Annotated in this window: 14 protein-coding genes and 1 tRNA gene; 4 read left to right on the top strand and 11 right to left on the bottom strand. The window is 47.6% G+C overall.

Going from position 1 to position 12,058, the window contains the following annotated elements:
• Positions 1-80: 80 nt before the first annotated feature.
• From HZS85_RS03155 to HZS85_RS03110, 10 genes are all read right to left on the bottom strand, one after another.
• Positions 81-154, bottom strand: a tRNA-Arg gene (locus HZS85_RS03155).
• A gap of 73 nt (positions 155-227) precedes the next feature.
• Positions 228-737 carry a metallophosphoesterase family protein gene (locus HZS85_RS03150; protein WP_214852973.1) on the bottom strand — a complete coding sequence of 170 codons (510 nt, stop codon included), beginning with the start codon at positions 735-737 and terminating at the stop codon, positions 228-230.
• A 5-nt stretch (positions 738-742) separates the two neighbouring features.
• On the bottom strand, positions 743-1,336 hold the full coding sequence (locus HZS85_RS03145) for an XTP/dITP diphosphatase (protein WP_214852970.1): 594 nt from the start codon (positions 1,334-1,336) through the stop codon (positions 743-745).
• The gene (gene rph / locus HZS85_RS03140) at positions 1,333-2,088 is read right to left on the bottom strand and encodes a ribonuclease PH (RefSeq protein WP_214852967.1); all 756 of its coding nucleotides are present in this window, start codon (positions 2,086-2,088) and stop codon (positions 1,333-1,335) included. Before rph ends, HZS85_RS03145 begins: the two co-directional genes overlap by 4 nt.
• Positions 2,089-2,895, bottom strand: a complete 807-nt coding sequence (racE, locus tag HZS85_RS03135; protein ID WP_035406391.1) for a glutamate racemase — start codon at positions 2,893-2,895, stop codon at positions 2,089-2,091.
• Positions 2,896-2,981: 86 nt separating this feature from the next.
• On the bottom strand, positions 2,982-3,245 hold the full coding sequence (locus HZS85_RS03130; RefSeq protein WP_012371023.1) for a phosphocarrier protein HPr: 264 nt from the start codon (positions 3,243-3,245) through the stop codon (positions 2,982-2,984).
• A 65-nt stretch (positions 3,246-3,310) separates the two neighbouring features.
• Positions 3,311-3,766 (bottom strand): acyl-CoA thioesterase, encoded by a 456-nt coding sequence (locus tag HZS85_RS03125; RefSeq protein WP_214852964.1) that lies wholly within the window; start codon positions 3,764-3,766, stop codon positions 3,311-3,313.
• A gap of 56 nt (positions 3,767-3,822) precedes the next feature.
• Positions 3,823-4,629, bottom strand: coding sequence for a succinate dehydrogenase iron-sulfur subunit (gene sdhB, locus HZS85_RS03120; protein ID WP_214852961.1), 807 nt, complete (start codon positions 4,627-4,629; stop codon positions 3,823-3,825).
• Complete coding sequence (sdhA, locus tag HZS85_RS03115) at positions 4,629-6,392, bottom strand: succinate dehydrogenase flavoprotein subunit (protein WP_023468987.1); 1,764 nt, start codon at positions 6,390-6,392, stop codon at positions 4,629-4,631. The genes sdhB and sdhA overlap by 1 nt, the downstream gene beginning before the upstream one ends.
• A 19-nt stretch (positions 6,393-6,411) precedes the next feature.
• A complete protein-coding gene (locus HZS85_RS03110; RefSeq protein ID WP_214852958.1) occupies positions 6,412-7,029 on the bottom strand; it encodes a succinate dehydrogenase cytochrome b558 subunit in 618 nt (205 codons plus the stop codon).
• Between the two features lie 210 nt (positions 7,030-7,239).
• Here HZS85_RS03110 and HZS85_RS03105 point away from each other — a divergent pair, with 210 nt between their 5' ends.
• Together HZS85_RS03105 and HZS85_RS03100 are read left to right on the top strand one after the other, a co-directional pair.
• Positions 7,240-7,662: a YslB family protein gene (locus HZS85_RS03105; RefSeq protein ID WP_251137790.1), complete on the top strand. Its 423-nt coding sequence runs from the start codon at positions 7,240-7,242 to the stop codon at positions 7,660-7,662.
• A 117-nt stretch (positions 7,663-7,779) separates the two neighbouring features.
• Positions 7,780-8,394: a PH domain-containing protein gene (locus HZS85_RS03100; protein ID WP_023468990.1), complete on the top strand. Its 615-nt coding sequence runs from the start codon at positions 7,780-7,782 to the stop codon at positions 8,392-8,394.
• Between the two features lie 41 nt (positions 8,395-8,435).
• On the opposite strand, the gene uvrC is transcribed toward HZS85_RS03100, so the two are convergent.
• A complete protein-coding gene (gene uvrC, locus HZS85_RS03095; protein WP_214852955.1) occupies positions 8,436-10,220 on the bottom strand; it encodes an excinuclease ABC subunit UvrC in 1,785 nt (594 codons plus the stop codon).
• Positions 10,221-10,302: 82 nt separating this feature from the next.
• Here uvrC and HZS85_RS03090 point away from each other — a divergent pair, with 82 nt between their 5' ends.
• Positions 10,303-11,625: a dihydrolipoyl dehydrogenase family protein gene (locus tag HZS85_RS03090; protein WP_214852951.1), complete on the top strand. Its 1,323-nt coding sequence runs from the start codon at positions 10,303-10,305 to the stop codon at positions 11,623-11,625.
• 14 nt (positions 11,626-11,639) lie between these two features.
• Complete coding sequence (locus tag HZS85_RS03085) at positions 11,640-12,017, top strand: VOC family protein (protein WP_214852948.1); 378 nt, start codon at positions 11,640-11,642, stop codon at positions 12,015-12,017.
• The last annotated feature ends 41 nt before the right edge of the window (positions 12,018-12,058 follow it).

Here is a 12,058-nt window from a genome sequence, read left to right as displayed (position 1 = left end):
ATGATACCTTAATTATAAACGAAAATTGAAATAAAAAAAAGAGACCGCCCTCGTAAGGGCAGTCTCTATTTTAATTATAGCGTCCCAAGAGGGATTCGAACCCCCGACCGACGGCTTAGAAGGCCGTTGCTCTATCCTGCTGAGCTATTGGGACGTGTCAACACGAATAAACTATACTAGAACAATTCTTTCGTGTCAATCACATTACAAAGATTGCATTTATTTTATTACAAAAATGTTCCGTCGAGGTGAAGTGCATTGACGCGATCCCCGTTCATGTCAAGAAAATCGACAGAATAGCGGTCTTGTTCTACTTCAAGAATCGCATACGTCTTGTCTGGACGATGGCGTGGCATCCGAATCGATCCTGGATTGATGAATAACACACCATCCCGATACTCCGCCTTCGCAACATGAGAATGACCATACAAAACGATATCAGCTTGCTTTTCGTTCGCATGATGTTGCAAGACATCTAGGCTATATTTGACGTCCTGACGATGCCCGTGGACACAGAGGACCTTATGCTCGTCCATTTCCGACGTGACTTCTTCCGGGAAATCGTGTCCATAATCACAGTTCCCCCGTACAACACGATATGGATATAACGATTCAATGTCGCGCGTCAATTGAGAGTCTCCACAATGAAATGCTAGATCCACGTCCTGATGCCGTTCGAATATCGTAAGCAGTTCTTGTTCTAGTCCATGGCTATCACTAACGATCAACGCTCTCATTTTCATCACACTCCTAGGAAAGTAGTTAAGTCCTGTTCGAGCTTGCGCAATGCATTGCCACGATGACTGATCATCGCTTTTTCTTCTTTCGTCAACTCAGCAGCCGTTTGTCCACTTGCCGTGACGAACAATGGGTCATAACCGAAACCGTTCGATCCCGTTGCTTCAAAACCGATTCGCCCTTCCATTGTTCCGCGTACCGTCAATGTTTCGCCTGTTGGTTTTGCTAGCGCGAGTACACAAACGAAGCGTGCCGTCCGCTCCTCTTCCGGAACACCTTCTAACTTTTCAAGTAGTAGAGCATTGTTCGCTGCACCCGACTTTTCAAGACCCGCGAAGCGTGCCGAGTAGACACCTGGAGCGCCATCTAAAGCATCGACTTCAAGACCTGAATCGTCAGCAAGTACTGCGTGACCAAAGTAGGCTGCTGCTTCTGTTGCTTTTAAGAGTGCATTCTCCTCGAATGTTTCACCTGTCTCATCCGTTTCTTTAGCATCCGCATGATCGAGTAACGACTCGACTGTATAGCCGAGACGCCCAAGCATGCTTTCGAGTTCCTTCACTTTACCAACGTTATGTGTTGCGACGATGACTTTCATTTATGTTCCCCCACTTCTTCTCCTACATACCACCACGAAACACCGAGTGCCTCGCGACCGGTTTCAATCAGTTCCTTAATACCTTTTTCCCCAAGTTCGAGCATTTCGAGCATCTCTTGACGGGAAAAGGTCGACTCTTCTCCTGTTGCTTGCATCTCGACGATTTTACCGGATGACGTCATGACGAGATTGAAGTCGACTTCAGCTGCAGCATCCTCTTCGTAGCATAAATCAAGTAAGGCATTCGATCCGACGATTCCAACTGAGATGGCGGCGATGCCCTCTTTGATTGGTGTATCGGTCAATTTTCCCGCTTGAATCAGTTGATCGATAGCTCGAACGAGTGCTAAAAATCCACCGGTGATCGATGCTGTTCGTGTTCCGCCATCAGCTTGAATGACGTCACAATCGATCCAGATCGTCCGTTCACCAAGTTTTTCTAAATCGACGACCGCCCGAAGTGATCGGCTAATGAGACGTTGGATTTCCATCGTCCGCCCCGTCTGTTTGCCGCGAACGGCTTCTCGTGCAGTCCGCTGAGCGGTTGCCCGCGGTAACATCGAATATTCCGCATTGATCCAGCCTTGGCGTTTTCCACGTAGAAATGGTGGTACCCTTTCCTCGACGGTCGCCGTGCAGAGGACTTTCGTATCACCCAGTTCAATCAAAATCGAACCTTCCGCGTGTTTATTGATGTCAACTGATAACTGTACTGGACGGAGATCGTCCGCCGTTCGTTGGTCTGTCCGCATTTAATCTTCCTCCGTTCCAAGGACGATGCGCTCCGCATGAATGGGCTGATCGAGCCAGTCCGTTGCAATTTGGTCGAATGAGCGGATATCGCCTGTCGCGTAATAACGATGTTCTGGTGTTTGTGTCACATCTGCTGAAATCGTGTTGTAGTCAAGTAGTGCTGCTACTTCGAGTGCGGTTTCATCCCCTGAAGAGATGAGTTGAACGCCTGGTCCGATGACCCGTCCAATGACATCTGCTAAAAGCGGATAATGGGTGCACCCGAGTATTAGTGTATCCATATCGTAATTCATCAAAGGTCGTAGCGTATTCGCCACGACACGTTCGACGTATGCGCCATCCGTCTGCATCGACTCGACGAGCGGAACGAATGGCGGGCACGCTAACGATTCAACGACGACTTGTCCTTCGACATGTCGTAATGCCTTCTCGTAGGAATTACTTGTAATCGTCATCTTCGTTCCGATGACACCGATTCGTTTCGTACGTGTCACCTTGACTGCTGCACGGGCACCCGGATCGATGACACCGATGACAGGTATATTTAAACGTTCTCGCGCTTCTTTTAAGACGACAGCCGTAGCTGTATTACAGGCGATCACGATCAATTTCACATCTTGTTGTACGAGATAATCAATCATCTCCCACGTAAACTCACGAATTTCTTCTTCTGGACGCGGACCATACGGACAACGTAGTGTATCCCCGACATAGATGATTCGCTCATGGGGCAACTGTCGCATCAATTCACGTGCGACCGTCAATCCACCGACTCCGGAATCCAGTACTCCAATCGCTCGATTCACTCTTCTCCACCTCTTTCTATCAATCTTATGGTAACAAAAAAGGACGACGGTGCAAGACCGGCGTCCGAGAATGTACGATTACAGGATTACTGAGCAAGACCTTCGCTAGTCAGCATATCTGAAAGAGTCGTGATTGCTTCAGAAGCATCGTCACCGTTTGCAACGATTTTGATATCTGAATCTTTCGCGATTCCGAGTGAAAGAACACCCATGATTGACTTCAAGTTGACAGTCTTTCCGTTGTATTCCAAGTTGATGTCTGATTGGAATTTAGAAGCTGTGTTGACGAGCTGAGTAGCGGGACGAGCGTGAATGCCTGAATCCGCGATGACTTTGAATGTTTTTTCCATGATTAAGAAATCTCCCTTCACTAATAACGTACTAGTGAGTCGTTTTCGAATATGTGAACTCATTATCAAATGATAACGGATTCGAATCGATTCTGCAAGGAATTTTTATATGCCTCACTCCATGGGAATGCTTTCCCGGCACGATTGATTTGTACCATCGATGTCCGTCCTGTGAACATCAGTTCACCCTGTTCATCAAATGCCGCATAATGGACGTCACACGATGCACTTCCGACATGTACTGGGTACGCATAGACGGCGAGACGTGTCCGTGGATACACTTGGCGAATGTAATTACACTGGGCATCCGCAACGACGATGATCCCGTCTTCTGTAAGCGAGTATCCGGTCTCCTCTAACATCAATGTCCGAACGTCCTCGAAATAGATGAACGGTACCCTGTTATTCATATGACCATAGGCATCCGTCTCTGCAAAACGAACAGCGACGTCGAGTCGTGTTCCATGTTTCATTTGTTCAAGCCATGATTCGAGTTCTGAAATATAAGCTGGTACGCGCACAATCGGTTCCTCCTGTCTGAATGAAAAAAGAAGGAGCAGGCTCCTTCTTTAATAACTTATGAACTAACTGCTTCACCTGTCCGTCCTTCGTCACTACCGAAGAACTTCTTGAATGAGTGAAGTGTCGTCTGACGGTTCATCGCTGCGATCGAAGTCGTCAGCGGAATGCCTTTCGGACAAACCTCGACACAGTTTTGAGCATTACCGCACTGCATGATCCCGCCATCTTCCATCAACGCTTCAAGACGTTCTTCCTTATGGAAGGCACCTGTTGGATGCGAGTTGAATAGACGAACTTGCGAGATCGATGCTGGTCCGATGAACGTCGAACGATCGTTGACGTTCGGACATGCTTCGAGACACACGCCACATGTCATACATTTCGATAACTCATACGCCCATTGACGTTTGTTCTCTGGCATCCGTGGTCCTGGACCTAAGTCGTACGTTCCATCGATCGGGACCCATGCTTTAACTTTTTTCAACGCATCAAACATGCGCTGACGGTCGACTTGAAGGTCACGAACGATTGGGAATGTCTGCATCGGTTGAAGGCGGATCGGTTGTTCGAGTTTATCGACGAGTGCCGTACACGATTGACGTGGTGTACCGTTGATGACCATGGAACAAGCGCCACATACTTCTTCTAGACAACCCATATCCCAGTTGATCGGTGTCGTTTTTTCACCGGCTGCATTCACAGGATTACGACGAATCTCCATTAAAGCAGAGATGACGTTCATGTTCGGACGGTACGGAATTTCAAACGCTTCATCATACGGTTTACCATCAGGTCCATCTTGACGTTGAACGATGAATTGAACCGATTTTTGCGTAGTAGGTGATTCGAGTGGTGTCGCCATTATGCTTTCACCTCTTTCTTCGACTTCTTACTGTAGTCGCGTTTCCGCGGTGGAATCAACGACGTGTCGACATCTTCATAGAAGATTTCTGGATGACCATTCGTATAACGAGCCATCGTTGTCTTCAAGAACTGTTCATCATTACGTTCCGGGAAGTCCGGTTTGTAGTGCGCCCCGCGACTCTCGTCACGTTTTAAGGCACCGAGCGTAATTGCTTCGGCTAAGTCGAGCATGTGATCGAGCTGACGGATGAACGACGCTCCTTGGTTACTCCAACGCGCTGTGTCCGTTGCCGAAATGCGCGTGAACCGATCACGAAGTTCCTTGATTTTCGTGAGTGTCTCTTCGAGCTTATCGTTATAACGGACGACCGTGACATTATCCGTCATGATTTCTCCAAGTTCACGGTGGATCTGATACGCGTTTTCTGTACCTTCCATCGATAAGATATCGTTAAAACGATTGATTTCTTCGATCTTATGCGCTTCGACGACGTCTTCGCTCATCTCATGAACCGATGTCTCAAGTTCATTCATATAGGCGATTGCTGACGGTCCGGCGACCATTCCACCATATACCGCAGAAAGAAGTGAATTCGCTCCGAGACGGTTTCCTCCGTGCATCGAATAATCACATTCGCCTGCTGCGAATAGTCCAGGAATATTCGTCATCTGATCGTAGTCGACCCATAGTCCACCCATTGAATAGTGAACAGCCGGGAAAATTTTCATCGGTACTTTTCGTGGATCATCACCGACGAACTTTTCGTAGATTTCAAGGATTCCACCGAGTTTGACGTCGAGTTCTTTTGCGTCTTTATGTGATAGATCAAGATAAACCATGTTCTCCCCGTTGACTCCGAGTTTTTGATTGACACAGACGTCAAAAATCTCGCGTGTCGCGATATCTCGTGGGACAAGGTTTCCGTATGCCGGATATTTCTCTTCAAGGAAGTACCAAGGTTTACCGTCTTTATACGTCCAGACGCGACCGCCCTCACCACGTGCTGATTCACTCATGAGACGTAATTTATCATCACCAGGAATCGCTGTCGGGTGAATCTGAATGAACTCACCGTTCGCATAGATTGCACCTTGACGATAGACAGCTGCTGCCGCTTGTCCTGTGTTAATGACCGAGTTCGTCGATTTTCCGAAGATGACCCCAGGACCACCTGTCGCGAGGATGACAGAATCCGCGGCAAATGCCTCGATTTCCATCGTCCGGAGGTTTTGACAAACCGCTCCACGACAAATGCCATTGTCATCGATGATGGCACGAAGGAATTCCCATCCTTCATATTTTTCTACCAAACCTTGCGCTTCGAACTTACGAACCTGTTCATCTAATGCGTACAATAACTGTTGCCCCGTCGTCGCTCCCGCGTATGCCGTCCGGTGATGCAACGTTCCTCCGAAGCGTCGGAAGTCGAGTAACCCTTCCGGTGTCCGGTTGAACATGACACCCATGCGGTCGAACATATGGATGATCTTCGGTGCTGCTTCCGCCATTTTTTGAACAGGTGGTTGATTTGCGAGGAAGTCTCCACCGTATACCGTGTCATCGAAATGCTGATATGGTGAATCCCCTTCCCCTTTCGTATTGACTGCTCCGTTGATGCCACCTTGTGCACAAACAGAGTGTGAGCGTTTGACGGGTACGAGTGAGAATAACTTAACTGGTACGCCTTGCTCTGCTGCTTTTATCGTAGCCATCAGACCGGCAAGCCCTCCGCCGATGATGACAAGATTCTTGTTCGCCATGTTGTCAGTTCCCCTTTCCTTACAACACGCCTGCAAACGTTAAGATCGAGCGTACGCCTACAAACGATAAACCGATGAATACGAGTGCTGCCACGTAAGACATCGCCCGTTGAGATGCTGGTGACTGCGTGATTCCCCAAGTAATACAGAACGTCCAGAGTCCGTTCGCGAGGTGGAATGTCGTTGCCAAGATCCCGACGATATAGAACGCTAACATGAATCCGTTATCAACGATGTTCTGCATCATGCTCGCATCAACTTCTGTTCCCATCGCAGCGGCAATCCGAGTCTCCCAAACGTGCCATGTGATGAACACGACGAGGAACACTCCGCTAAACCGTTGCAAGACATACATCCAGTTCCGGAAATATGTATATCGTCCCGCGTTCGCAGAACCCGTGAATGCGATGTAAACACCGTAGACACCATGCAAGATGATTGGAATGAAGATGACAAAGATCTCTAAGAACAATCGATACGGAACGCTCCCCACGAATTCCGCGGCCTTATTGAAGTCTTCCTCACCACGTACGATGAAGTAGTTCGTCGTTAAGTGCGAAAGTAAAAATAACCCGATTGGAATGACGCCGAGCAGTGAGTGTATTTTACGACTCACGAAATCACGATGATTCGCCATCCAAATCCCCCCTTTTGTTTGCCAATCAACCGTTGGCGCATTTTGGTAGAAAAGCGCTTTCATAAGGAAATTCGTCTTTTCATCACTTATTCTACTCCTGTCCTTTTTAGAAGACAACCCGAGCCGTTGCATTTAACTGCAAATTTTTTCAGGAAAACAATGACCTGCTAGAATCATCTCGGTATAATGGTTGGCAGATAGGAGTGAATCATGATGGATGTTACACCAAACCAAACACCACTTTTCGGAATCGAACTGATCCGGGATTATGTGCTGACCGATCTTCTAGGGTCGGATTATCGGCAAGTCATCTACTGGGCAGGTAAACGTCTCGCGCGTCAATTCCCTGTCGTGGATGAATCTGAATTGGCCTCATTCTTTGAACAAGCCGGTTGGGGAATGCTCGAAATCAAGAAACGTAAAGGAACGGTCATCTCGTTCGTACTGTCTCCTCCTGATACGACGAGAGATGAACGGCCACAAGGCTACTTTCAACTCGAAGCCGGTTTCCTCGCTGAACAGTTCTCCCGTTTTAACGGATGTGTTGCGGAAGGATATGCTGAGACAAGCAAAGAGATTGTTCAAATCACGGTCCAAATCGATCCAAAAGATCCACTCGAACCAATCGGTTGAACTTTACATAGAATGTGACAGGAATCTTTATTTTCAACATCGAAATAGATCCTTGAAACTTTTTGCAGTAAGTGATCGTAAAATCATGCGTACACAAATCGCGAGGAGGAACTTTACATGTTCAAAAAACTAGCAGCAGATTTAACGGGATTCAGTGATATCGGACAAGTCATTCATCCTGATGATTTCGACAAGGCAGCCGCTGACGATTATGTTTTACATGAAGACGGCGAAAAAATCTATTTCTTGATCAAGTCCAAATCTGACGAGTATTGCTTTACGAACTTAGCCTTGATTCACCTTGATGGAGAAAGTGCTGTCAGTTCAAAACGTGTACTCTACCGCTATCCATATGCACATTATCCAATTCGCCACGTCATGTTCGAAACGGCTGGAACAGTCGACCTCGATGTCGAGATCAAGTTCGAAATCGGTGGCAAACATTATTCGATCGACGTTGATAAAAAACAACTGGAGCATGTAAAGGATCTGTATAAGACATTACTTGCCATCGCTGAAAAACAATACGAAGGACAAAAGATGCTCGAGTTCGCGAATAGCTCATTAAATCATTCGGTCACGATTCTCGGTGGTCTTCGCCAAGGCGACATGAACGTTCCGCAAACATTCAAGGAGTTGTCTGAACAATCCTTCGAGTGGCTTCAAGGTCACTACCATCAGTGGAACCAGCGTGATTTCGGTTCGTACTACGAGAAGTACATCAACAACTAATTATTTTAAAATGCCGCCCTCTTCAAGAGGACGGCATTTTTTCATTCTTCATTCGCTTGACTTAAATATTCAGCGACGGTTTCCGCTAATTTCACAGGCAATCCTGCCTCAGCCAACTGTTCGATCGTCGCACGTCTTAGACTACGCATCGACCCGAAATGACGAATCAACTGCTGGCGTCGTTTCGGTCCGACTCCTGGAATCTCGTCGAGCAATGAACGTGTCATCCCTTTTGAACGAAGCGAGCGGTGGAAGGTGATCGCGAATCGGTGGACCTCATCTTGCATGCGCTGAAGTAAATAAAATGCACTTGAGCGAGGGCTGAGTTCGATCAATCGCGCATCTTCTCCAAACAACAACTGACTCGTCCGGTGTTTGTCATCTTTTTTTAATGAGCCGACCGGCAGGGATAGGCCGAGTTCATCTTGAATGACTTCTAAAGCAGCATTCAACTGTCCGACCCCTCCGTCAATCAAGACGAGGTCCGGAAGGCGCGCTCCCTCAAGTAACAAGCGTCGATAACGCCGACGAACGATTTCCCGCATCGATTCATAGTCATCCGGTCCTTGAACCGTCCGGATCTTGAACTTCCGGTATTCTTTTTTCAGTGGTTTACCGTCTTCAAAGACGACGAGCGCCGATACGGCATCCGCTCCTTGGATGTTCGCATTATCGATGATTTCGATCCGTGACAATGGATGAACGTCGATCGCGTCAGCGAGTTCTTCGACTGCCTGAACGGTCCGTTTCTCATCTTTCGCTAACAACTCGAAGCGTTCCGAGATCGCGTTTTCAGCATTCTTCGTTGCTAGATCAAGTAATTTCCGTTTTGATCCTCGGACCGGAACGTGAATTTTAATCGAGAGCGCCTCTTTGAGCAGAAGCTGATTAACGAGTGGCGGTACATAAACTTCACTTGGTTTGATGTTCTTTTCGTAGAACTGGACGATGAAACTCTCAAGCTCTTCTGCCGGCGTACCATAGATCGGGAAAAGCGAGACATCACGTTCGATCATCTTTCCGCCGCGAAGGAAGAAGACTTGGACACACATCCAACCTTTATCGACATGAATTCCGAATACGTCGCGTGACGTCAGATCCGCTGTAATCATGTTTTGTTTGTTCATGATCGACTCGATCGCTCGGACTTGATCCCGTAATTCTCCGGCTCGCTCGAATTCCATCGTCTCGGCTGCTTCCGCCATCTTCTGTTTCAAGCTTTCGACGAGTTCCTTCGTGTCCCCGGACAAGAACCTGCGGATTTCCGAAACGAGCGCTTTTTGTTCCGACTCGAGATTCGGGATTTCGCATGGACCGAGACATTGACCAATATGATAATAGAGACAAAGTTTTTTCGGCATCGGCTGGCATTTGCGCAGCGGATATAAACGATCTAACAAACGTTTCGTTTCGTTTGCCGCATAGGCATTCGGATAAGGACCAAAATAATGACCGCCATCCTTCTTCAACTTACGCGTCGTGATCAAGCGCGGATAGGTCTCATTCGTAATCTTCAGGTAAGGGTAGGATTTATCATCCTTCAACATGATGTTATATTTCGGATCATGTTTCTTAATTAGCGTCATCTCAAGCAATAACGCTTCTAGTTCACTCGCTGTGATGATGTATTCGAAGTCACGGACTTCCGCGACGAGGCGTTCTGTCTTAATATCATGTGCTCCCGTGAAATAGGAACGGACACGATTCTTGAGATTTTTTGCTTTTCCGACATAGATGACTTCACCGAATTCATTTTTGTGCAGATAACATCCTGGCTCATCCGGCAAAAGGGATAGTTTCGCTTTGATATGTTCTTGATGTCCCAAATAAATGTCTCCTTTCACCGTTTTTAGTTTTATTCGTTCGGGTAAATACCATACATTGATTATGACATACGGAGGATGAAAAATGCGTACATATGATTGCATTGTGATCGGAACAGGTTCCGCTGGAAATCAAGCGGCTTATAAATTCGCTGAAAAAGGACTACGTGTTGCCATCGTGGAAAACTTCACTCCAGGTGGCACATGCGCACAACGTGGATGTGACGCAAAAAAAATCTTACTGACGGGTAGTGAGACGAAAGACGCTGTCGAGCGATTGCTCGGATATGGCGTAAAGGGATTAATTTCAATCGATTGGCGCCAGTTGATGGAGCGCAAGAATGAATACACGCGCGCCATCCCGGAGCAAACACGAAAGCGGTACGCGGAAACGGACATCGACTATTTCCACGGCGAACCCCGCTTCGTCTCTTCACATCGTCTTCGAATTGGTGAAGAAGAAATCGAAGGGAAACAGTTTTTAATCGCAACCGGTCTACGACCTCGCGAATTAACTGTACCCGGTAGTGAACGTTTTATAACGAGTAATGAATTTTTAGAACTAAAGGATCTACCACGTCGACTCGTCTGTATTGGTGGCGGGTACATCTCGTTCGAGTTCGCGCATCTTGCTCGGATTGCTGGTGCAGACGTGACGATCGTCTTACGATCTGATCCTTTAAAACAATTCGAAAGTGAACTCGTCGATGTCTTACTCGACGCCACACGAGCACTTGGCATCTCGATCATCAAAGAGGCAGAAGTCGTCGCTTACGAAGAGGATTCCCTTCGTTTATCGAACGGTGATGTGTTGAAGACGGATGTCGTCTTGAATGCGACTGGACGTGTCGCAAGTATTGATCAACTTGGTCTCGAAGCCATCGGCGTTTCGCATAACGAAAAAGGAATTCATGTCAATGCGTATCTCCAGTCTTCCGTCGAACATATCTATGCCGCAGGAGATGTTGCTGTCAGCGGGAATCCGGCGTTGACACCGTTTGCCGGAACAGAAGGACGACTCGCTGCCGACAACATGCTCGAAGGGAACAACCGGAAACTGGAGCTGCTCCCTGTACCTAGCGTCGTATTCACTGCTCCGAACCTCGCCCTTGTCGGTGAGACGGAAGCTGCTTTGAAAAAAGCAGGTATTCCTTACCGTGGTCGCTTGATTGATACGTCCTCCTGGCAAACGAACGCACGGATCAAAGACAGTTTCGCTCGGGCGAAAGTGCTCGTCGGGGAAGATGATCAAGTACTCGGCGCACATTTCATCGGTGTCAATGCAGCGGAACTAGCAAACTATTTCTCGTTTGCGATGCAACACCGGATTCCAAGTACTTCGATGCAACAGACTGGATTCGCTTACCCGACACCGGCTTCAGATATCGCTTCGTTATTCGAGGATTGATAGGAGGCTTTTTGATGATTCAATACGGCTATACGATTTTATACGTTGAAGATACTGCACAGACGCTGACATTCTATCGAGACGTCCTTGGACTATCCGTCAAGGCGGAGCACGGGAGCTACATCGAGTTCGAGACCGGTCAGACGACACTCGCCTTCAATACGCGTGAAGACGTGCAACAGTTGATTCCGGATTACACGATCCCAAGCGGAAAAGCGCATCAGACGTTAGAGATTGGTTTCGTCACGGATGACGTCCCGACTCTTTTTCAGAAGGTGGTGGAGGCAGGATATGAGACCGTCCTTGCTCCTGTTAAAAAACCATGGGGGCAAGTCGTCGCCTATGTCCTCGACCCCGATGGTCACCTCATCGAACTTTGTACGCCAATGTAATCTAAAAAACAGACCGTTCTGCCTATGCAGAACGGTCTGTT

This window comes from Exiguobacterium sp. s130, assembly GCF_018619055.1.
Classification (GTDB): Bacteria; Bacillota; Bacilli; order Exiguobacteriales; family Exiguobacteriaceae; genus Exiguobacterium_A.
This window is presented reverse-complemented; position numbering and strand designations above follow the sequence as displayed.

Bases quoted from the DNA above. Each gene is read 5' to 3' on its own strand.
- HZS85_RS03105 (WP_251137790.1), top strand. From the start codon at position 7,240: ATGATGGATGTTACACCAAACCAAACACCACTTTTCGGAATCGAACTG.
- HZS85_RS03145 (WP_214852970.1), bottom strand. From the start codon at position 1,336: ATGAAAGTCATCGTCGCAACACATAACGTTGGTAAAGTGAAGGAACTC.
- sdhA (WP_023468987.1), bottom strand. From the start codon at position 6,392: ATGGCGAACAAGAATCTTGTCATCATCGGCGGAGGGCTTGCCGGTCTG.
- HZS85_RS03090 (WP_214852951.1), top strand. From the start codon at position 10,303: ATGCGTACATATGATTGCATTGTGATCGGAACAGGTTCCGCTGGAAAT.
- HZS85_RS03110 (WP_214852958.1), bottom strand. From the start codon at position 7,029: ATGGCGAATCATCGTGATTTCGTGAGTCGTAAAATACACTCACTGCTC.
- HZS85_RS03130 (WP_012371023.1), bottom strand. From the start codon at position 3,245: ATGGAAAAAACATTCAAAGTCATCGCGGATTCAGGCATTCACGCTCGT.
- sdhB (WP_214852961.1), bottom strand. From the start codon at position 4,629: ATGGCGACACCACTCGAATCACCTACTACGCAAAAATCGGTTCAATTC.
- HZS85_RS03085 (WP_214852948.1), top strand. From the start codon at position 11,640: ATGATTCAATACGGCTATACGATTTTATACGTTGAAGATACTGCACAG.
- HZS85_RS03100 (WP_023468990.1), top strand. From the start codon at position 7,780: ATGTTCAAAAAACTAGCAGCAGATTTAACGGGATTCAGTGATATCGGA.
- rph (WP_214852967.1), bottom strand. From the start codon at position 2,088: ATGCGGACAGACCAACGAACGGCGGACGATCTCCGTCCAGTACAGTTA.
- HZS85_RS03150 (WP_214852973.1), bottom strand. From the start codon at position 737: ATGAGAGCGTTGATCGTTAGTGATAGCCATGGACTAGAACAAGAACTG.